At 68.8% G+C, this 20,181-nt stretch carries 21 protein-coding genes and 1 tRNA gene; 14 read left to right on the top strand and 8 right to left on the bottom strand.

The window, feature by feature from the left end:
* Nucleotides 1-116 precede the first annotated feature (116 nt).
* Nucleotides 117-1,367: a PTS transporter subunit EIIC gene (locus AB0I51_RS42660; protein WP_362983928.1), complete on the bottom strand. Its 1,251-nt coding sequence runs from the start codon at nt 1,365-1,367 to the stop codon at nt 117-119.
* Between the two features lie 204 nt (nt 1,368-1,571).
* Entirely contained in the window at nt 1,572-2,864 is a 1,293-nt protein-coding gene (locus AB0I51_RS42655; RefSeq protein ID WP_362983926.1) for a PTS transporter subunit EIIC, read from the bottom strand.
* Nucleotides 2,865-2,879: 15 nt separating this feature from the next.
* Between AB0I51_RS42655 and AB0I51_RS42650 the strand changes: the two genes are divergently transcribed.
* The 4 genes from AB0I51_RS42650 (at nt 2,880) to rdgB (ending at nt 5,266) form a co-directional block, all read left to right on the top strand.
* Nucleotides 2,880-3,239, top strand: a complete 360-nt coding sequence (locus AB0I51_RS42650) for a PTS glucose/sucrose transporter subunit IIB (RefSeq protein ID WP_281176105.1) — start codon at nt 2,880-2,882, stop codon at nt 3,237-3,239.
* A 103-nt stretch (nt 3,240-3,342) separates the two neighbouring features.
* A complete protein-coding gene (rph, locus tag AB0I51_RS42645; protein WP_362983924.1) occupies nt 3,343-4,080 on the top strand; it encodes a ribonuclease PH in 738 nt (245 codons plus the stop codon).
* Between the two features lie 144 nt (nt 4,081-4,224).
* Nucleotides 4,225-4,632, top strand: coding sequence for a hypothetical protein (locus AB0I51_RS42640; protein WP_362983922.1), 408 nt, complete (start codon nt 4,225-4,227; stop codon nt 4,630-4,632).
* Between the two features lie 31 nt (nt 4,633-4,663).
* Nucleotides 4,664-5,266, top strand: coding sequence for an RdgB/HAM1 family non-canonical purine NTP pyrophosphatase (rdgB, locus tag AB0I51_RS42635; RefSeq protein ID WP_362983920.1), 603 nt, complete (start codon nt 4,664-4,666; stop codon nt 5,264-5,266).
* A 54-nt stretch (nt 5,267-5,320) separates the two neighbouring features.
* Here rdgB and AB0I51_RS42630 read toward each other — a convergent pair.
* Nucleotides 5,321-5,404 (bottom strand) — tRNA-Leu (locus tag AB0I51_RS42630).
* The gene (locus AB0I51_RS42625; RefSeq protein WP_362983919.1) at nt 5,404-6,078 is read right to left on the bottom strand and encodes an HNH endonuclease signature motif containing protein; all 675 of its coding nucleotides are present in this window, start codon (nt 6,076-6,078) and stop codon (nt 5,404-5,406) included. The genes AB0I51_RS42630 and AB0I51_RS42625 overlap by 1 nt, the downstream gene beginning before the upstream one ends.
* Nucleotides 6,079-6,234: 156 nt before the next feature.
* On the opposite strand from AB0I51_RS42625, the gene AB0I51_RS42620 reads away from it, so the two are divergent.
* Nucleotides 6,235-6,777, top strand: coding sequence for a GNAT family N-acetyltransferase (locus AB0I51_RS42620; protein ID WP_362983917.1), 543 nt, complete (start codon nt 6,235-6,237; stop codon nt 6,775-6,777).
* On the opposite strand, the gene bcp is transcribed toward AB0I51_RS42620, so the two are convergent.
* Nucleotides 6,774-7,241, bottom strand: a complete 468-nt coding sequence (bcp, locus tag AB0I51_RS42615; protein ID WP_362983915.1) for a thioredoxin-dependent thiol peroxidase — start codon at nt 7,239-7,241, stop codon at nt 6,774-6,776. The genes AB0I51_RS42620 and bcp overlap by 4 nt on opposite strands.
* A gap of 94 nt (nt 7,242-7,335) precedes the next feature.
* On the opposite strand from bcp, the gene AB0I51_RS42610 reads away from it, so the two are divergent.
* Together AB0I51_RS42610 and AB0I51_RS42605 are read left to right on the top strand one after the other, a co-directional pair.
* Nucleotides 7,336-7,683 (top strand): DUF3618 domain-containing protein, encoded by a 348-nt coding sequence (locus AB0I51_RS42610; protein ID WP_362983913.1) that lies wholly within the window; start codon nt 7,336-7,338, stop codon nt 7,681-7,683.
* Between the two features lie 56 nt (nt 7,684-7,739).
* A complete protein-coding gene (locus AB0I51_RS42605; RefSeq protein WP_362983911.1) occupies nt 7,740-8,096 on the top strand; it encodes a co-chaperone GroES in 357 nt (118 codons plus the stop codon).
* Between the two features lie 72 nt (nt 8,097-8,168).
* Here AB0I51_RS42605 and AB0I51_RS42600 read toward each other — a convergent pair whose 3' ends face one another.
* Nucleotides 8,169-10,604 (bottom strand): transglycosylase domain-containing protein, encoded by a 2,436-nt coding sequence (locus tag AB0I51_RS42600; RefSeq protein WP_362983909.1) that lies wholly within the window; start codon nt 10,602-10,604, stop codon nt 8,169-8,171.
* A 242-nt stretch (nt 10,605-10,846) separates the two neighbouring features.
* Here AB0I51_RS42600 and AB0I51_RS42595 point away from each other — a divergent pair, with 242 nt between their 5' ends.
* The 4 genes from AB0I51_RS42595 (at nt 10,847) to AB0I51_RS42580 (ending at nt 14,408) form a co-directional block, all read left to right on the top strand.
* On the top strand, nt 10,847-11,647 hold the full coding sequence (locus AB0I51_RS42595; protein WP_362983907.1) for an ABC-2 family transporter protein: 801 nt from the start codon (nt 10,847-10,849) through the stop codon (nt 11,645-11,647).
* Between the two features lie 82 nt (nt 11,648-11,729).
* The gene (locus AB0I51_RS42590; RefSeq protein ID WP_362983936.1) at nt 11,730-12,494 is read left to right on the top strand and encodes an ABC transporter permease; all 765 of its coding nucleotides are present in this window, start codon (nt 11,730-11,732) and stop codon (nt 12,492-12,494) included.
* Between the two features lie 2 nt (nt 12,495-12,496).
* Nucleotides 12,497-13,474: an ABC transporter ATP-binding protein gene (locus tag AB0I51_RS42585; RefSeq protein ID WP_362983905.1), complete on the top strand. Its 978-nt coding sequence runs from the start codon at nt 12,497-12,499 to the stop codon at nt 13,472-13,474.
* 76 nt (nt 13,475-13,550) lie between these two features.
* Entirely contained in the window at nt 13,551-14,408 is an 858-nt protein-coding gene (locus tag AB0I51_RS42580; protein ID WP_362983903.1) for a DUF1707 domain-containing protein, read from the top strand.
* A gap of 29 nt (nt 14,409-14,437) precedes the next feature.
* Here the strand turns inward: AB0I51_RS42580 and AB0I51_RS42575 are convergent, their stop codons facing one another.
* Complete coding sequence (locus AB0I51_RS42575; RefSeq protein WP_362983901.1) at nt 14,438-15,793, bottom strand: SGNH/GDSL hydrolase family protein; 1,356 nt, start codon at nt 15,791-15,793, stop codon at nt 14,438-14,440.
* Nucleotides 15,794-15,899: 106 nt separating this feature from the next.
* Here AB0I51_RS42575 and AB0I51_RS42570 point away from each other — a divergent pair, with 106 nt between their 5' ends.
* The 3 genes from AB0I51_RS42570 (at nt 15,900) to AB0I51_RS42560 (ending at nt 19,406) form a co-directional block, all read left to right on the top strand.
* A complete protein-coding gene (locus tag AB0I51_RS42570) occupies nt 15,900-17,246 on the top strand; it encodes a DUF445 domain-containing protein (RefSeq protein ID WP_362983899.1) in 1,347 nt (448 codons plus the stop codon).
* A 63-nt stretch (nt 17,247-17,309) separates the two neighbouring features.
* Complete coding sequence (locus tag AB0I51_RS42565) at nt 17,310-18,818, top strand: MFS transporter (protein WP_362983897.1); 1,509 nt, start codon at nt 17,310-17,312, stop codon at nt 18,816-18,818.
* A 165-nt stretch (nt 18,819-18,983) separates the two neighbouring features.
* On the top strand, nt 18,984-19,406 hold the full coding sequence (locus tag AB0I51_RS42560; RefSeq protein ID WP_362983895.1) for a hypothetical protein: 423 nt from the start codon (nt 18,984-18,986) through the stop codon (nt 19,404-19,406).
* Between the two features lie 43 nt (nt 19,407-19,449).
* Here AB0I51_RS42560 and AB0I51_RS42555 read toward each other — a convergent pair whose 3' ends face one another.
* The gene (locus AB0I51_RS42555) at nt 19,450-19,752 is read right to left on the bottom strand and encodes a hypothetical protein (RefSeq protein WP_362983893.1); all 303 of its coding nucleotides are present in this window, start codon (nt 19,750-19,752) and stop codon (nt 19,450-19,452) included.
* Between the last annotated feature and the right edge of the window lie 429 nt (nt 19,753-20,181).

Below are 20,181 nucleotides of genomic sequence, written 5' to 3'. Positions count from 1 at the left end.
CGACTCCCTACTGGACGCCGACCTCCTCCTGGCAGCGGACAAGGGCTGGCGCCCCGGCCACGGAGAACTGGCGGAGCGGACTCCGGGGCCGGGCATCGTCGTATCGGCCGGGCGGCTCACGCCTTGGTGAGGTCCTCGATCTCCTCCTCGGGCTCGCGGCCCGGGGTGGGGAGGTCCCACTTGGCGATCGCGAAGCGGAAGACGAAGTAGTAGATCGCGCCGAAGACCAGACCGATCGGGATGATCAGCCAGGGCTTGGTGGCGAGGTTCCAGTTGAGGGCGTAGTCGATGAAGCCGGCGGAGAAGGTGAAGCCGGCGTGGACGCCGAGCGCCCAGGTGATCGCCATGGACAGGGCGGTCAGTACCGCGTGGATCGCGTACAGCACCGGGGCGATGAACATGAACGAGAACTCGATGGGCTCGGTCACACCGGTCACGAAGGACGTCAGCGCGAGCGAGATCATCATGCCCATGATGGCCTTGCGGCGCTCGGGGCGGGCGGAGTGCGCGATGGCGAGCGCGGCGGCCGGCAGGCCGAACATCATGATGGGGAAGAAGCCCGACATGAACTGTCCGGCGGACGGGTCACCAGCGAAGAAGCGGGTCAGGTCACCGTGGACGACCGCACCGGTGGAGTCCTTGTAGTCACCGATCTGGAACCAGGCCACGGAGTTGACGAACTGGTGCATGCCGACCGGGATCAGACCACGGTTGATCAGACCGAACAGACCGGCACCGAAGGCACCGAGACCGGTGATCCACTCGCCGAAGTTCGAGATGCCCTCGCCGATCGGCTTCCAGACCAGGCCGAAGAAGACGCCCATGAGCGTCCCGACGAACGCCATGATGATCGGCACCAGCCGGCGGCCGTTGAAGAAGCCGAGCCAGTCCACCAGTTTGGTCCGGTGGAACTTCTGCCACAGCACCGCGGAGAGCAGACCCATGATGATGCCGCCGAGGACACCGGGGTTGTTGTAGGTCGCGGCCACGTCCGCGCCCTTGAGGATCTTGGCGTCGGTGACCGGGAAGGCCTTGAGCACATTGCTGTAGACGAGGAAGCCGACGAGCGCGGCCAGGGCGGTGGAGCCGTCGGACTTCTTGGCGAAGCCGATCGCGACACCTATACAGAACAGCAGCGGCAGGTTGTCGAAGATCGCGCCACCGGCGGTGGCGAAGACCGCCGTCACCTTGTCCGGCAGGTGCAGCTTGTCGTGGATGTCGGCCTGGCCGAACCGGAGCAGAATGCCCGCCGCCGGAAGCACGGCGATCGGGAGCTGAAGGCTGCGGCCGATCTTCTGCAGGCCCTGGAACAGGCCGGATCCCCACTTCTTCGCGGGGGCCGCCGGTGGCGCGGTGGCGGTGCTCATAGACTTCCTCCATCGGGTGGTGGTCTACACCACTCAGTGGTGTAGACCTGTTGTAGCAGATGAAGTCCGCATAAAGGAACCCGCAAAACCTGCGACCGAATCGCTACGCGACGTACACGACGGCACAGACGGCGAAGGGCCCCCGGACCGATGGTCCGGGGGCCCAACTCGCCTGTGCCGCAAGGCCGTTCAGCAAGCCTTTCGTCAGGCCTTGGTGACGTCCTCGTGCTCGTCCTCCGGCTCCCGCCCCGGAGTCTTCAGATCGAACTTCGTGATCGCGAAACGGAAGACGACGTAATACACCGCCGCGAAGCACAGCCCGATCGGAATGATCGCCCACGGCTTCGTCGCCAGATTCCAGTTGATCGCGTAGTCGATCAGCCCCGCCGAGAAACTGAAACCGTCGTGCACCCCGAGCCCCCAGGTCACCGCCATCGACACCCCCGTCAACACCGCGTGGACGGCGTAGAGCAGGGGCGCGATGAACAGGAACGAGTACTCGATGGGCTCGGTGATACCGGTCACGAAGGAGGTGAGCGCGACCGACAGCATCAGCCCGCCCACCTCTTTGCGGCGGCTCGGCTTCGCGCAGTGTGCGATTGCGAGCGCCGCCGCCGGCAGCGCGAACATCATGATCGGGAAGAAACCCGAGGTGAACTGCCCCGCGTTCGGGTCACCCGCCAGGAACATGTTGATGTCACCGTGCACCACCGTCCCGTCCGGCTTGGTGTAACTCCCGAACTGGAACCAGATGGGCACGTTCAGGAACTGATGCAGCCCCACGACCAGCAGCGCCCGGTTGGCCAGACCGAACACCCCGGCACCCAGCGCACCCCGGGCGCTCAGCCAGTCGCTGAAGTGCTCAAGGGCGGTACCGATCGGCGGCCAGATCCACAGCGCGACCGCCGCGACCGCGATCGCCACGAACGACATGATGATCGGCACCAGCCGCCGCCCGTTGAAGAAGCCCAGCCAGTCCACCAGCTTCGTACGGTGGTACCGCGCCCAGAAGAACGCGGTCAGCAGCCCCAGCACGATCCCGCCGAACACCCCGGGATTCTGGTACGTGAACGCCGCGACCGAGTTGTCCGCGGCCTGGCACCCGATCCCGGGCACCACGGTCGTCCCGCCCGTGCAGTCCTTGGGAAACTGGCGCAACACGTTGTAGTACACGAGGAAACCGACAACCCCGGCCAGCGCCGTCGACCCGTCCGACTTCTTCGCCATCCCGATCGCGACACCCACACAGAACAGCAGCGGCAACCCCAACTGCCCGTCCAGCAGCGCGCCGCCCGCACCCGCCATCACCTTCGAGACATTGGTCCACCCCAGTCCGTCGGCCCCGAACACGTCCGGCTGCCCGAGCCGGTTGAGGATGCCGGCGGCCGGCAGTACGGCGATGGGGAGTTGGAGACTGCGGCCCATCTTCTGCAGCCCCTGGAACAGCTTGTTCCAGGAGACGCGCCCGGGACCGGCGGCTGCACTGTCGGCACTCATGGACGCCCCTCGGTAATGTGGTGTAGACCAGTTGGCGACGTGATCGTCACCATCATTCGGCACGCACGACATGACCGCTCGCGAAGCTGGGCCAACTGTGGGTTACTGCGACAAAGCGGTTCGGATCAGGGAGAGAACACCATGGCCACCAAGGCTGAGAAGATCGTTGCCGGGCTGGGCGGCATCGACAACATCGAAGAGGTCGAGGGCTGCATCACCCGCCTGCGCACCGAGGTGAAGGACCCGAGCTTGGTCGACGAAGCCGCTCTGAAGGCCGCCGGCGCCCACGGCGTCGTCAAGATGGGCACCGCCATCCAGGTCGTCATCGGCACCGACGCGGACCCGATCGCGGCGGACATCGAAGACCTGATGTGAAGCGCGGGGATCATCCCCGGCTTCGCGTCCTGAGGGGCTCCTCCCGATCCGGGAGGAGCCCCTTCCCCGTTGCGGGCCCGGCCCTACCACTAGGCTCTTCGCCATGTCTCGAATCGACGGCCGCACCCCCGAACAGCTCCGCCCCGTCACCATCGAACGCGGCTGGAGCAAGCACGCCGAGGGCTCCGTCCTCGTCTCCTTCGGCGACACCAAGGTCTTCTGCACCGCCTCCGTCACCGAAGGCGTACCCCGCTGGCGCAAGGGCAGCGGCGAAGGCTGGGTCACCGCGGAATACTCCATGCTGCCCCGCGCCACCAACACCCGCGGCGACCGCGAATCCGTCCGCGGCAAGATCGGCGGCCGCACCCACGAGATCAGCCGCCTCATCGGCCGCTCACTGCGCGCCGTCATCGACTACAAGGCCCTCGGCGAGAACACCATCGTCCTTGACTGCGACGTCCTCCAGGCCGACGGCGGCACCCGTACGGCCGCCATCACCGGCGCATACGTCGCGCTCGCGGACGCCGTCACCTGGGCCCAGGGCAAGAAGCTGATCAAGGCCGGCCGCCAGCCGCTCACCGGCACGGTCTCCGCCGTCTCCGTCGGCATCGTCGGCGGAGTCCCGCTCCTGGACCTCTGCTACGAGGAGGACGTCCGCGCCGAGACCGACATGAACGTCGTCTGCACCGGCGACGGCCGCTTCGTCGAGGTCCAGGGCACCGCCGAAGCCGAACCCTTCGCCCGCGACGAACTCAACGCCCTCCTCGACCTCGCGGTCGCCGGCTGCAGCGAGCTGACCGCCGTACAGCGAAAGGCACTTGAGGCCACGCTGGAGAAGTAAGAGGCTGGACGGGTCAGTAAAGGACGTACAAAGAGAAGCGGGCTGCGGGGTCAACCCGGCAGCCCGCACCCGCGTCCCTACGCATACGGAACGGAAACGGGGAGTGGCCGCAGAAGCCCACCCCCACGGGGAGGAAACCGAACCATGGCCGCCGCAAGCCGACGCAGCCGTCGTAGCCGTATCGCCGTAGCCACCACCGTGGCGGTGATCGGCCTCACGGCCGGACTCGCCACCGGCTGCGACGCCGTCGACAAGGCCATCGACTGCGTCCAGACCGCCGACACCATCGCCGACAGCGTCACCGGCCTCCAACAGGCGGTGGAGAACGCGGCCAACGACCCCACCCAGACCGACCAGTCCCTCAACTCCATCGAGAAGGACCTCGACAAGATCGGCGACAAGACCGACAACGCGGACGTCAACAAGGCGGTCGACGACCTCGGCAAGGCCGTCGACAACGTCCGCACGGCCGTCAGGAATGGCGACAACACCCCCGACATCAGCCCCGTCACGGACGCGGCGGGCGAACTGACGAAGGTGTGCACGTCCTAGACGTGGACCGGACGTTGGGATACTGAACGCCATGACACGCCTGATCCTCGCCACCCGCAACGCCGGGAAAATCACCGAACTCAGGACGATCCTCGCCGACGCGGGACTGCCCCACGAACTGGTCGGCGCCGAGTCCTACCCCGACATCCCCGACGTCAAGGAAACGGGCATCACCTTCGCGGAGAACGCGCTCCTCAAGGCCCACGTCCTGGCCCAGGCAACAGGCCTCCCCGCGGTCGCCGACGACTCCGGCCTCTGCGTCGACGTCCTGAACGGCGCCCCCGGCATCTTCTCGGCCCGCTGGTCGGGCCACCACGGCGACGACAAGGCCAACCTGAACCTCCTCCTGGCCCAGCTCTCGGACATCGCCGACGAACACAGGGGCGCCCACTTCGCCTGCGCGGCGGCACTCGCCCTGCCGGACGGCACGGAACGCGTGGTCGAGGGCCGGCTGAGGGGCGTACTGAGGCATGCGCCCACGGGCACGAACGGCTTCGGCTACGACCCGATCCTCCAGCCGGAGGGGGACACGCGGACCTGCGCGGAACTCACGGCGGAGGAGAAGAACGCGATCTCTCATCGGGGGAAGGCGTTCCGGGGGTTGGTGGCGGTGGTGCGGGAGTTGTTGGGCTGATCCGTATACGGAAACGGCCTGCGCATCGATCCTTCGATACGCAGGCCGTCTGTGTGCGGCGGAAGGGATTCGAACCCTCAAGCCCGATCAAGGGCCACAGATCCTAAGTCTGCTGTGTCGCCATTGCACCACCGCCGCTAGTCTCCGCCATCGTACCGGCAGCCGCTCGGCGCACGTTGCCTCCCCTGCACCAGGGTATTGGTGATCGCGTGGCAGTTGGGGCACAGCAACCGCAGGTTCTCCCGCCGGTCGTCACTCCAGTCCCTGTTGACGTGATCGACCTCCAGGGGCAGCGACTTCCCGAGCCGCATCGGCTCGATCCCGCAAAGGGCACAGCGTTCTTCCACACCGAGTTCGCGCATCGCTCGCTTGAGTCGGGTGCCTGGGGTGCGCCTCACATGTGCCGACGTGTCCGCGACGAGGATCTCTTCGGCTGTCCGGCGGCGCTGGTTGTGCCTCATGCGCTCGGTGCGGACCACAGCTGTGAAGTGCGAGGTGTCGATGCCGTGGGCCTTGATACGCCGGGCGATGTGGGTGTGATGTCCGCCGCCCGGGTCCAGTCCAAGCGCGCGCAGGACATCGTTGACGCTCGTCGACGTGGCAACCGCCAACTCAAGCACTTTCCTCGTCCACCTGATCCCCTCACGTTCGAAGTGCGAGGTGTCCACCCCGAGCTTCTTCAACCGGGCTCGGATGCACTCCCGTGTCGAACTCCCCGGATCCACCCCCAACCGCTCCAACGCCTCCGACAACGTCCGCGCCCCTGAAGCCGCCTCCTCCAGCCGCTCCCGCGAATACGCGCTGACCCCCATGGTTCCCCTCCGGTCTCGACCACACGTTCGTGGCCTCGTACGGAGTAACGAACCGCTTGTCGGACAGTCACGCCCGAACCGTAAAGCTGATTGGTAGACTGCGGATCGTCGAAGCCTCCCCAGCGTGGACCCTTGTCCTCCCAGGAGGCTTTTTTCATGACCAGAACCTCGTCCACGACCGTGGACATACGACCCGCCACCCCCGCCGACCGCCCCACCATCGAGCGGCTCTGGCTGATGTTCCGTCACGACCTGTCCGAGTTCGGCACCGCGGCGGAGCCGCTGCTGCCCAGTCCCGACGGCTCGTTCCGCAGGGAGCGGGTGGATGCCGCGTTCGGTGGGGGTGGGGAGGACTGGGCGCCGTATCTCTTCGTCAGGGGGGAACGGCCCGTCGGGTTCGCGTTCGTGCGGGGGCTCAGTGGGCCCACTCGGGTGCTCAACAGTTTCTTCGTGGTGCGGGGAGTCCGGCGTGGTGGGGTCGGACTGCGGGCCGTCCGCGAGGTCGTCGCGCGGCATCCGGGTCACTGGGAGATCGCGTTCCAGGACGCCAATCCGGGAGCCGTGGCGTTCTGGCGGCGGGTCGGTGAGGAGCTCGCCCCGGGGGAGTGGACCGAGGAGCGCAGGCCGGTGCCGGGGCGGGCCGACCTGCCTCCCGATGTGTGGATCTCGTTCAGGTACGCGGAGGTGCTGGGGGCCTAGATCCCCAGGTCCTTGATGATCTTCGCCACGTGGCCCGTCGCGCGGACGTTGTACAGGGCGTGCTCGACCTTGCCGGCCTCGTCCACGACGATCGTGGAGCGGATCACACCCATGTAGGTCTTGCCGTAGTTCTTCTTCTCGCCGAAGGCCGCGTAGGCGTCGAGGACCTGCTTGTCGGGGTCCGCGAGGAGGGTGACCTTGAGGTTCTCCTTCTCGCGGAACTTGGCGAGCTTCTCCGGCTTGTCGGGGGAGATGCCGATGACGTCGTACCCGGCGCCGGCCAGCACCTCCAGGTTGTCCGTGAAGTCGCAGGCCTGCTTGGTGCAGCCGGGCGTCAGGGCCGCCGGGTAGAAGTAGACGATGACCTTGCGGCCCTTGTGGTCGGCGAGGGACACCTCGTTGCCGTCGGCGTCGGGGAGCGTGAAGGCGGGGGCAACGTCCCCGGGCTGGAGTCGTTCACTCATCGCGCTAGCGTAACCGGGGGTGCTGACAGTGCACTCCGCGCGAGAGCTGACAGACTGTGCGGCACAAGTACCAGCAGACTTCGGAGGCCGTACGGTGGCGGACACGTCGAACACGCCGGACACCAGAACCCCGGCGCAGATCGAGGCGGACATCAAGCGTCGCCGCGATGTCCTGGCCGACACGCTCGACGAGATCGGGGTGCGGGTGCACCCGAAGACCATCGTGGGCGACGCGAAGGCCAAGGTCGCGTCCAGCGTCGATCACACCCTCGGGAAGGCGTACGTCGGCGTCAACAGGGTCGTGAGCGACGTCAAGGGACAGTTCGTGGACGACGAGGGTGCGCCGAGGATGGAGCGGATCGTTCCTGTTGCCCTCGTCGCCGTCGGGGTCGTGGGGCTGCTCGTCCTCGGGTCCCGGCGTGGCAAGGGTCGTAAGGGCTGATTTCGCATGGCACCCGGCGGCGTACCGATGGGGCCGAGGCAGGTAGGTTCGTGGGCGTGAGCGCCAAGAGAGACGAGCTGAGCACCCAGCACGACAAGCTGCCCATCCGGATGCTGCACGACCGTGTGCTCGTGCGGCAGGACAAGAGCGAGGGCGAGCGGCGGTCGGGTGGCGGGATCCTGATTCCGGCGACGGCCGCGGTGGGGCGGCGGCTGGCCTGGGCCGACGTCGTCGCGGTGGGCCAGAACGTACGGACCGTCGAGCCGGGCGACCGGGTTCTGTACGACCCGGAGGACCGTGCCGAGGTCGAGGTGCGGGGGATCGCCTATGTCCTCATGCGTGAGCGTGATCTGCACGCGGTGGCCGCCGACCGGTTCGAGGGGTCCGAGGACTCGACGGGCCTGTATCTGTAAGTACGAAGCTTCGAAGGGGCCGGCGACCGTGGTCGCCGGCCCCTTCGCCGTGCCCCGTTCAGAGGTCTTCGGTCATTCCTTCTTGCGTGCCGTGCTCTGCGGGCCCGCCGTCGTCCCTCCGGTCGTCGTGCCGTCGGTGGTGCCGTCCGTTGTGGTGCCCGTCGTGCCGCCGGTCGTCGTCGTGCCGTCCGTGGTCGTGCCCGTGGTGCCGCCGGTGGTGGTCGTACCGCCGCCCGTCGTGGTGCCTGTGGTGCCGCCGGTCGTCGTGGTGCCACCGTCGGTGGTGGTCGTGCCTCCGGTGGTGGTGCCTCCGGTGGTTCCTCCGGTGGTGGTGCCGCCCTGGGTCTGGCCCTGGTCGCCCTGGCCGCCGGTGGTGGTCGTGCCGCCGTTGTCCTGGCCGCCCGTCGTGGACGGCTGGGAGGGCTGGATGCTCGGGGGTGCGACCGTTTCGGCGCCGTCCTGGAGCTGGAGGTCGAAGTCGTTCGCCGGGGTGCCCTTGAGGGCGGTCTTGGTGAACTGGGCCCAGATCTCGGCGGGCGCCCCGCCGCCGTTGACGCGGGCGAGGCCCATCGCGCCGTAGAGGGGCTCGTGGGCGGCGGTGGTCGGGTTCTGGCCCATGACGGAGACGACGGTGGCGAGGTCGGGGGTGTAGCCCGCGAACCAGGCCGCCGTGTCCTTCTCCGCGGTGCCGGTCTTGCCGGCCGCCGGGCGGTCGGCGCCCTGCGCTGCGGTTGCCGTGCCGTTGTCGACGACGCTCTCCAGGACGTTGGTCGTGGTGTCGGCGGACTCGCGGCTCACCGCGCGGGTGGTCTTCTGGGCGGGCAGCTTGATCTGGTCGGTGCCGTCCTTGGTGATCTTCGAGATCATCGTGTACGTGTGCCGCTGGCCGTGGTTGGCGAGGGTGGCGTAGGCCTCCGCCATGTCGAGGACGCTCGCTGTGGAGGGGCCGAGCGCGATGGACGGGGTGGCGGTCAGATCGGGGGTGTCGGCGGGGATGCCGAGGTCGATCGCGGTCTGCTTGACCTTGGCGGGGCCGACGTCCACGGCCATCTGCGCGTACACCGAGTTGACGGACTTGTCGGTGGCGGTGCGGACGGTGATGTCGCCGTAGGAGACGCCGTCCTCGTTCTCGGGGGCGTAGGAACCGCCGCTCCAGCCTTCCACGGGGCGCTTGTCGGTGCCGTCGTAGTAGGTGTTGGGGGTGATGGTCTGGCCGTCCTGGGTCTGCGAGCCGTTCTGGATCGCGGAGGCGAGGACGAACGGCTTGAAGGTGGAGCCGACTTGGAAGTCGCCGCGGGTGGCGCCGTTCGTGTACTGCTTGACGTAGTCGATGCCGCCGTACATCGCGACGATCTGTCCGGTCTTGGGGTCGACCGAAGCGCCGCCCGCGCGCACGTAGTTGTCGACCTTGCGGCTCTTCTTGTCGAGCTTGGACATGACTTGGTCGTTCACCGCCTTCACGAAGGCGTCCTGCTTGCTCTTCTGGAGCGTGGTGGTGATGCGGTAGCCGCCGGCTTCGAGGGTGTCCGCGTCGATGATCTTGTTGGTGGCGAGGTAGTCCTTGATCGCGGTGACGATGTAACCCCGCTGTCCGGACATGCTCGTCGACGCGGTGGCCTCCTTCGGCATCGGGAACTTCATGCCGGTGCGCGCGGACTGGGTGAGCCAGCCCTTCTTGACCATGCCGTCGAGGACGTAGTTCCAACGGGCCACCGCCGCGGCCTTGTTCTCCGGATGCGCCACGACGTCGTACTCGCTCGGCGCGTTCAGCAGTGCGGCGAGGTAGGCGCCGCGGCCGGCGTCGAGGTCGACGGCGTCCTTGCCGTAGTAGGCCTGGGCGGCGGCCTGGATGCCGTAGGCGTTGCGGCCGAAGTAGCTGGTGTTGAGGTAGCCCTCCAGGATCTGGGACTTGGACTCCGTGCGGTCCAGCTTGATCGAGATGAAGAACTCCTTCACCTTGCGGGTGACGGTCTGTTCCTGGCCCAGGTAGTAGTTCTTGACGTACTGCTGGGTGATCGTGGAGCCGGACTGGGTGCCCTTGCCGGTGGCGGTGTTCCAGGCGGCGCGGACCATCGCCTTGGGGTCCACGGCGGACTCGGAGAAGAAGTCCCGGTCCTCGGCGGCCAGTACGGCGTGCTGGGCGTTGGCGGAGACCTGGTCGAGGCCGACGTTCTCGCGGTTGACCTCGCCGTCGCGGGCGAGTTGGGTGCCGTCCGCGTAGAGGTACACGTTGGACTGCTTGGTGGCGAGGGCGTTCGCGGGCGGGATCTTGACCAGCGAATAGCCGAGGTAGAACGCGCCGATCAGCAGCGCCACGAGCACGATGACTCCGGCGAGTGTCATCCGCCAGGTCGGGATGATCCTGCGCCATCCGGTGCGCTTGGGTCGCTTGGGCTTCTTGGGCTTCTCGCCCCCGGATGCCCCGGGCGCCCCGGGGACGGCAGCCGCTTCCGGCTCTTTCGGTGCCCAGCCCTGCTCGGGCTGTTGCGGCTGCGGCTGGTCGCTCATGTCGTGCACGGACTCCTGTTTCGCGTCGTACCGTCCCGTACGGCCCCGCATGTTCCCATACGGTCGCGTATGTTCCTGTACGGCCTTGTGCGCTTCTGCGCCCCCAGACGAAGACTCTCGCACCATGCGTTCCGTTCCCGACCATCGGCACGCACTTGCCCGGAAAATGCGTGGCGTGCGTCACCACCTGCGGACTAGGCTCCTGCGCTTCGGTGTCAAGAGGTGTGGGAGGTTGGTTTCCGGTGGGTGCTGGGCGGTTGTACGCGGCCGTCGCGGCGGGGGGTTTCAGGCGGTACGCGACGTATCGGGCGGCGACGCTCGCCGGGGTGTTCACCAACACCGTCTTCGGCGTGGTCCTCGTCTACACCTATCTGGCGCTGTGGGACGAGCGCCCGCATCTCGGGGGTTACGACCAGGCGCAGGCGGTGACCTATGTGTGGCTGGGGCAGTGTCTGTACGCGACGCTGGCGATCCAGGGCGGCGGGTTCGAGAAGGACCTGATGGAGCGTATCCGTACGGGTGACATCGCCGTCGACCTGTACCGGCCCGCCGACCTCCAACTGTGGTGGCTGGCAAGCGACTTCGGGCGGGCCATGTTCCAGATGCTGGGGCGCGGAGTGATCCCGTTCGCGGTCGGCGCGCTGTTCTTCCCGATGGCGCTGCCCACGGACGTCGGCTCCTGGGCGGCTCTGCTGGTGGCGCTGCTCCTGGCGGTGCTCGTCAGTTTCGGCATCCGCTATCTGGCCGCGCTGAGCACGTTCTGGCTGCTGGACGGCACCGGCGTCAACCAGGCCATGATGATCCTGGGGATCTTCTGCTCGGGCATGGTGCTGCCGCTGAACGCCTTCCCGGGCGTGCTCGGCGAGGTCGTACGGGCCCTGCCGTGGGCGGCGCAGATCCAGATGCCGGCGGACGTGCTGATGGGGAAGACCGACCCGCTGCACGCGTACGCCTTCCAGGCGGCCTGGGCGGTGGCGCTGCTCGCGGCGGGGCGGATGCTGCAGTCGGTGGCTACGCGGAGGGTGGTGGTGCAGGGTGGCTGAGACGACCCACCGGAGCGAGCGCCGGACGGGGGAACTGCCGCTGTGGCGCGACGGGCTGCGCGCCTACGGGCTGATCGCCGGGATGTGGATCCGGTCGAGCATGACCTACCGCACCTCCTTCGTCATCACGGTCGTCGGCAACCTGCTGGTGACCGGTCTGGACTTCGCCACGATCCTGCTGATGTTCTCGCGGGTCGACTCGCTGGGTGGCTGGTCGCTGCCCGAAGTCGCCTTCCTGTACGGCCTGTCGGCGACCGCGTTCGGGATCTCCGACCTGGTCCTCGGCTCGATGGACGTGCTGGGCACCCGCATCCGCGACGGCTCCTTCGACACGCTGCTGGTGCGCCCGGCGCCGGTGCTGGCGCAGATCGGCGCGGACCATTTCGCGCTGCGCCGGCTGGGCCGGATCACCCAGGGCGGCCTGGTGCTGGGCTATGCGCTGCTGAGCGTCGACGTCAACTGGACGGTGGGGAAGCTGCTGTTGGTGCCGGTGATGCTGATCTGCGGGGCGGTGATCTTCGGGGCGCTGTTCGTGGCGGGCGCGGCCTTCCAGATCGTGGCGCAGGACGCGGCCGAGGTGCAGAACGCGTTCACGTACGGCGGCAACACCCTGCTGTCGTATCCGCCGGTCGTGTTCGGCAAGGACTTCGTGCGGGGCGTGACCTTCATGCTGCCGCTCGCCTTCGTCAACTGGGTGCCCGCCTCCTATGTGTTGGGGCGGCCGTACCCGCTGGATCTGCCGCCGGGCGCGGAGTTCGCCTCGCCCCTGGTGGCGTTCGTCTGCTGCGCGCTGGCCGGGCTGGCCTGGCGGGCGGGGCTCAAGTCGTACCGAAGTACCGGGAGTTGAGGGTGACAGAGCAGGCGTTCATCGAGCTGGACCGCGTCGAGAAGGTCTTCGACGTGCGCAAGAAGACCGGGTTCATGAAACGGGAGCGGCGCCAGGTGCGGGCCGTCGACTCCATCTCCTTCGCCGTGGCGCGCGGTGAGATGGTCGGCTACATCGGGCCGAACGGCGCCGGGAAGTCGACCACCATCAAGATGCTGACCGGCATCCTCACCCCGTCGGGGGGCCGGCTGCGGGTGGCCGGCATCGACCCGTCCCGCGAGCGCACCCGGCTCGCGCACCGTATCGGCGTGGTGTTCGGTCAGCGCACTACCCTGTGGTGGGACCTCCCGCTGATCGACTCGTACAAGCTGATGCATCGCATGTACCGCATCCCGGACGCCCGTTACGCCGAGAACCTCGACCGCTGTGTCGAACTCCTCGAACTGGGCGCCCTGTTGGACGTCCCCGTACGCCAGCTCTCGCTCGGCCAGCGGATGCGCGGCGACATCGCGGCGGCCCTGCTGCACGACCCCGAGGTGCTCTACCTCGACGAGCCGACCATCGGCCTCGACGTCATCTCCAAGGCCAAAGTGCGGGAGTTCCTGCGGGAGTTGAACGCCGAGCGGGGCACCACGGTGCTGCTCACCACGCATGACCTCCAGGACATCGAGCAGCTGTGCTCGCGGGTGATGGTCATCGACCACGGCCGTCTGATGTACGACGGTCCGCTCACCGGGCTGCACGAGGCGGGGGAGAGCGAGCGGACGCTCGTGGTGGACCTGGAGCGGGAGTTGCCCCCGATCGAGGTGCCGGAGGCGCGGACGGTGAAGGTGGAGGGGCCGCGGCAGTGGCTGACGTTCCCCGCCTCGGCGTCGGCGGCTCCGCTGGTGGCGCGGATCGCGGCGGAGTACCCGATGGTGGACCTGTCGGTGCGGGAGCCGGACATCGAGGCGGTGATCGCGAAGATGTACGCGGAACAGGCGGAGAAGGCGGTCTCCTAGTCCCTCGCGGCTCTCCGCCGAGCGGTCTCGCAGCCGCTCATGGCTCTTCGTGGAGCTTCCTCGTAGGCTGCCCTGTATGACCGACGACGCAGTCCCGGAGCTCCGCGCATCCGACGCCGACCGTGAGCGAGTCGCCGAGGTCCTGCGCGACGCCGTCGCCGAGGGCCGGCTCGACATGGAGGAGTTCGGGGAGCGTCTTGAGGCGACGTACAAGGCGCGGACGTACGGCGAACTGACCCCCATCACGGCCGACCTGCCGGCCCCCGGGGTCGCCCCGCCGCCGGTGAACATGGTCAAGGAGCCGGTGGAGAGCGGGAGTTGGGCCTCGCGGATCGTCGGCGGCGAAGGGTCCTCGACCGCCGCAGTGGCCATCATGTCCGGGTTCCAGCGCAAGGGACGCTGGACGGTCCCCAAGCGGTTCACCGCAGTCGCCTTCTGGGGCGGCGGCGAGATAGACCTGCGCGAGGCGAACTTCGCGGACCGCGAGGTCGAGATCAACTGCATCGCGATCATGGGCGGCACGCAGATCATCGTGCCGCCGGGCGTCGAGGTCGTCGTGCGCGGCATCGGCATCATGGGCGGCTTCGACCACAGCCAGGAGGGCGTGCCGGGCGACCCCGGCGCCCCGCGCGTGATCGTCACGGGCTTCGCCTTCTGGGGCGGGGTCGGCGTGGAACGCAAGCTTCCCCGGGCCGAGCGCCAGCGGCTCAAGGAGGAGCGGCGCCGGCAGAAACTGGAGGGCGGTTCGTCGACGAAGGAGCTCTACGGCTCCCACCACGACGCGCTCTCCGGTCTGAACGACGCCCACCGCGAGGCCATGGACGAGCACCGTGAGGCGATGCGCCGCCGGCACGAGGAGCGGCGGGAACGGCACGAGGAGCGCCGTGAGCGGCACCGGGAGCGGCGGGAGCGCAGGCACCGAGACTGGGACTGACGGGGACCGGCCGGGACTGATCCGCCGGTTCACAACCGGGCGGGGACCGCGCCCTTGAGGTCCGTCAGGTCGATGGTGTCCGCCATCTTGCGGTAGCCCCGGTCGCTGGGGTGGAGATGATCGCCCGAGTCGTACTGGGAGGCGTACCTGCGCGGGGCGTACGGGTCGCGCAGCGCCTTGTCGAAGTCGACGACGGCGTCGTACACCGTGCCGCTCCTGATCTCCGCGTTGACCCGCTGCCGTACGGCGTCCCGGGCCGCCGTGTACCGGGGGTAGCCGCCGAAGGGTGTCAGGGTGGCGCCGACGACCTTGATGCCGTGGGCGTGGGCCTGGCGGACCAGGGTGCGCAGGCCGGCCAGGATCCGGTCGGCGTCGGCGCCGTGCAGGGTGTCGTTGACGCCGAGGTCGAGGACGACGACCTTGACGTTCGGCCGGCCGAGCACATCACGCGCGAAGCGGGTCAGGCCACTCTGGTTCTCGGCGGGCCGGCCGGCATGGCCGGCGAGTATCTGGTTGCCGCTGATGCCCGCGTTGACGACGCTGTAGCGCGGCACGCCCTGCTGCCCGGCCGCCACGGCCGCGCGCAGCCGCTGCGAAAAGGCGTCCGGCCAGCGGCGGTTGGCGCTCACGCTGGAGGTGGAACCGTCGGTTATCGAATCGCCGAAAGCGACGACCGTGCCGTTCGCGTCGTGGCTCAGCACGTCCAGCGCGGTCAAGTAGCGCCACACCGAGGTCTGTTGGGTGTACGGCGTGGCGCTCGGGTCCTCGGCGCGGTCGCCGTCGGCCAGGTAGGAGATCTGCCGGGCGTAGGGGTGGTAGGTGACCGGGCCGGACTCGGCGGGGGCGTAGGTGGTGACCAACACGTCGACGCCCTGAGGGACTTGGAGGCGGACGGCGTCGCTCAGCACCTGCTGCCCGGCCGGGACGGTGACGGAGGTGGCGCCGCCGAAGGTCAGCCGGCGCATGGTGCCGGGGGCGGCGGCGGAGCTGTTGTGGCCGGCGGCGAGGGCGATCGAGGCGTGGGTGAGGGTCAGCGGTGACTGGCCGTAGAGGTTGGAGAGGGTGATCCGGGCGCTCGTCCCGGGGGCGCTCGTGTGGACGACGTTGCGCACCGAGCGGTCCGCCATGCCGGTCGGCTCGGTGCCGGGCTCGCCGCCCACCGGGGCGGCGGACCAGGCGCCGACCCAGGTGCCGGCCGAGGCGGGGGCGGCTGAGTTGTGCCCGCCGCGGCCTCCGGCGGGGGAGTCGCCGGCGCGGCCGTCGCCGGCGGAGACACCGGCGTAGATGCCGGCGGAAAGGACAACGATCAGGGTGATGATCGCGGAGAGCAGGGCACGATGCTTGGTGGGGGACACCCCCTCGTCCCCGGTGGGTCGCTCGGTCACGCGGTGCGGATCTCCTCGGGTGAGTGGCAGGGCCCTGCCATTTTGCCCTTTCGGGTGACGGTGGGAACTCCTGTTCCGTTCCGGGAGTCGGTCAGGAAGGGACAATATGCACGGTACCGGCGAACGGGTGGAGCGGATGGAACGTACGGAAGTGGGCGCTGGGAGCGATGGGCCGTCGTCCCGCCGCACGATGACCACATTCAGCGCGGCCGACGAGGAGAAGCAGCGCGGCGTACGCCGGATGAAGCTGACGGCGCTGGCCCTGCTGCTGTTCGTGGCCGTCGTGTACGTGCTCGCCAAGTGGGCTTCGAACTCGGGCGCGGGACCCTGGGCCGGCTATGTCGCCGCGGCGGCCGAGGCCGGCATGGTCGGTGCGATGGCCGACTGGTTCGCGGTTACCGCGCTCTTCCGCCACCCGCTCGGCCTGCCCATCCCGCACACGGCGATCATCCCCACCAAGAAGGACCAACTGGGCGTCTCCCTGGGCGAGTTCGTCGGTGAGAACTTCCTCTCCGAGGAGGTCGTACGACAGCGGCTGCGCGCGGTCGGCATCGGCAGCCGGCTCGGCGCCTGGCTGGCCGTGCCGGATCACGCCGACCGGGTGACGGCGGAACTGTCGGCCGCCCTCCGCGGAGCCCTCACCGTGCTGCGCGACTCAGACGTCCAGGCGGTGGTCGGCGAGGCGATCACCCGCCGCGCCGACGCCCAGGAGATCGCGCCCGGCATCGGCAAGATGCTGGAGAAGATCGTCGCCGACGGCGGTCACAAGCGGGTCGTCGACCTGATCGTCGCCCGCGCCCACGACTGGCTGGTCCTGCACGACGAACAGGTCATGGACGCCGTCGAGGGCGGCGCGCCCGGCTGGACCCCCAGATTCGTCGACAAACGGATCGGTGAGCGCGTCTACAAGGAGCTGCTCCGCTTCGTCACCGAGATGCGCGACATGCCCTCCCACCCGGCCCGCGGCGCCCTGGACCGCTTCCTCGGCGACTTCGCCGCCGACCTCCAGTCCGACACGGACACCCGCGCCCGCGTGGAACGCCTCAAGGGCGAGGTCCTCGGCCGCGGCGAGGTCCAGGACCTGATCGCCAGCGCCTGGACGTCCGTCCGCTCGATGATCGTGTCGGCCGCCGAGGACGAACGCAGTGAGCTGCGGCTGCGGGTGCGGGCCTCCCTGCTGTCGCTCGGCGCGCGGATGGCGGTCGAACCGAAGCTCCAGGAGAAGGTCGACGGCTGGGTCGAGGGCGCGGCGGTGTACGTCGTCACCACCTACCGCAAGGAGATCACCTCCCTGATCACGGACACGGTGGCGAGCTGGGACGCGGAGCACACGACCCGCAAGATCGAGGCGAACATCGGCCGCGACCTGCAGTTCATCCGGATCAACGGCACGGTGGTGGGGTCGTTGGTGGGGTTGTTGATCTACACGGTGTCGCGGGTGGTGGGGGTGTAGGCGGGTGTAGGGGCCGATTCCCGGGGGCACCCGGAGGGGGTTCGCTCGACGAGGAGGACCCCCATGGCGAGTGCGAGTGCCAGCGCGAGTGCCGACACCCCGGCCGGGACCGGCCGGACGATCACCTCGTCCATCCCCGCCCGGCTGGACCGCCTCCCGTGGTCCCGCTGGCACTGGACGATCGTCATCGGCCTCGGCACCGTCTGGATCCTCGACGGCCTGGAGGTCACGGTCGTCGGCAACATCGCGGGCCGTCTCTCCGAACCGGGCAGCGGCCTGCCGATCAGCTCCGGCCAGGTCACCGGCATCGCGGCGGCGCTGTATGTGGCGGGCGCCTGCGTCGGCGCCCTCTTCTGGGGCCACCTGACCGACCGCTACGGCCGCAAAAAACTCTTCATGATCACGCTCGCGGTGTACCTCGCGGCCACCGCGCTCACCGCCGTCTCCTTCTCCACCTGGTGGTTCTTCACCTTCCGCTTCCTCACCGGCTTCGGCATCGGCGGTGAGTACGCGGCGATCAACTCCGCGATCGACGAGCTGATCCCGTCGTACTGCCGGGGCCGCGTGGACCTGATCATCAACGGCAGCTTCTGGGTGGGCGCGGTGGGCGGCTCGCTGCTCTCGATCCTCGCGCTGAACACGAGCGTCTTCGCGCCGGACGTGGGCTGGCGGCTGACCTTCGCGCTGGGCGCCGTACTCGCCCTGGTGATCCTTCTCGTACGACGCCATGTACCGGAGAGCCCCCGCTGGCTGCTGATCCACGGCCGGGACCGGGAGGCGGACGAGGTGGTGACGTCGATCGAGCGCCGGATCGAGGCCGAACAGGGCCACCAACTGCCGCCCGCCGAGGGCGAGATCACCATTCACCAGCGGAAGACGGTCTCCTTCGCGGAGATCGCCCGCACGATCTTCCACGACTACCCCAGGCGCGCGACCCTCGGATTCTCCCTCTTCATCGGCCAGGCGTTCCTCTACAACGCGATCACGTTCGGCTTCGGCGCGATCCTGACGAAGTTCTTCGACGTCCCGACGGGCAACACCGGTTACTACTTCGCGGTCATCGCGGTGGGCAACTTCATGGGCCCGCTGCTGCTCGGCAAGCTCTTCGACACCGTGGGCCGCCGGGTGATGATCTCCTCGACGTATCTGCTCTCCGGCCTGCTGCTGTTCGGCACGGCGTGGCTGTTCGACCGGGGCTCACTGAGCGCGGCGACGCTGACGGCCTGCTGGTGCGCGGTGCTCTTCTTCGCCTCGGCAGGTGCGTCCAGCGCGTATCTGACGGTGTCGGAGATCTTCCCGATGGAGACCCGCGCGATGTCCATCGCCTTCTTCTACGCCCTAGGCACGGCGGCCGGCGGTATCAGCGGCCCGCTGCTCTTCGCGGACCTCACGGGCACGGGCAAGGTCGCCGACACGGTGCTCGCGTTCCGGATCGGGGCCGCGCTGATGTGCGCGGCGGGGCTGGTGGCGGCGGTGCTGGCGGTCCGCGCGGAGAGGCGGTCGCTGGAGGACGTGGCCACGCCGTTGACGGCGGCGAAGTCGCCGGCGGTGAGTACGGCGGGGGCGGCGTAGGAGGGGAGACGGGTGGCCGGGCGGGTCGGTCGGCGCGGGGTCGGCGTGCGTCCGGGCGCCGGTCGGCACGCCGGGTGGACGTGCGGAGTCTGCCGAACCCGGGTTCGCCGTATCTGAGTACGCGTACTCTGTTGCGCTCCGCCGCACCGGGGAACCCTCGTACGTATGACCGAGAAGCTGCTGAGCCCCCTGCGGACGTGCCCCTGGCCGGAGCGCTGGCTGACCCGCATCCTCGGCGCCGCCCTCGCGTCGGCGGCGTACTTCGTGTGCGTCGCCTGGACGGGGGCGTCCGTCCCGGGCGTGCTGGTCCTCGGGGTGATTCTGCTGGTCCTGGCGGGCTACTTCGGCCGCCGCGACGACCCGGCCTGGCCCGTGCTGCTGGTGGCGGTGCCCCCGGCCGGCCTGATGTACGTCACCCACCCGCGGGGCTACGCCAACTGGCCCGACGAGACCGCATGGCCCCAGCAGTGGGCGTTCGCGACGTTCGTGATCGGTGCGGGGGTGCTGGTGGCATCGGCGGTGGGCCGACGTTTCCGCCCGTGCGAGGAGGACTCGGCGGAGGGCGTGCTGTCGGCCCACGGCTGCTGAACCGCCGTAGCGGACGCGCTTCTCGGTGACAGCGCGTCGGGGGTCATGCCTGCCGGTCGGCGACCGCCCAGGACGCCAGGGCGACGGCACCGGCGACTTCGAGGACGGCGGGCCAGGCGCCCACCTTCTTGGCCAGGGGATGGGACCCGGCGAACGCGGCGACGTAGGCGGCCGTGAGTGCCCCGGCCGCCTTTCCGCCGGCCCGCTGCCGCCACTGCTGCGCGGCGGCGGCTCCGGCAACGGCCAGTACGGCCCCGCCCAGTTGACGCTTCTTCGTCCAGCGGGCCACGCCGTATCCGCCGACGAGCCCGCTCGCGGCGACCACCGCGCTGGGAACCTTGGCCATGACATACCTCCTGGGACAGCCGATGCCTGATAGCAGGGAATCCTATCCGGTTGATAAGAGTCGCCTGTCGCTGGCATAAGTGAATTCCCTGAATTTATTTCGCATTGCTGTGGAACCTGAAATTATTGTGTCCACGTGACGATCTATTGAGATTCCGGTAAGAAACTCGATAATCTTGCCGCCCATAGCGCGAACGGGCGGTCGGCTGCCCGTTGCGTGTCTCTCACCCCTGCCATCCCGTGCCTGCGGCCGCTGACGAGCGGGCGATCCATGCTGTCCAGGTGACGGGGGCGTCGTTCCGGAATTGCTCGAATTACTGGAATCGAAGGAGTCGTTCGTGAGTAAAGAAAGAACCCGTCTCGTGCGTACGAGACGGACTTGGCGTGGAATTGCCGGAGCCGTCACGGCAGTCGTGCTGGTCGGTGGCGG

Source organism: Streptomyces sp. NPDC050549 (genome assembly GCF_040655035.1).
Taxonomy (GTDB): domain Bacteria; phylum Actinomycetota; class Actinomycetes; order Streptomycetales; family Streptomycetaceae; genus Streptomyces.
Note: the sequence above shows the minus strand (reverse complement) of the source record. Positions and strands in the feature narration are given on the sequence as shown.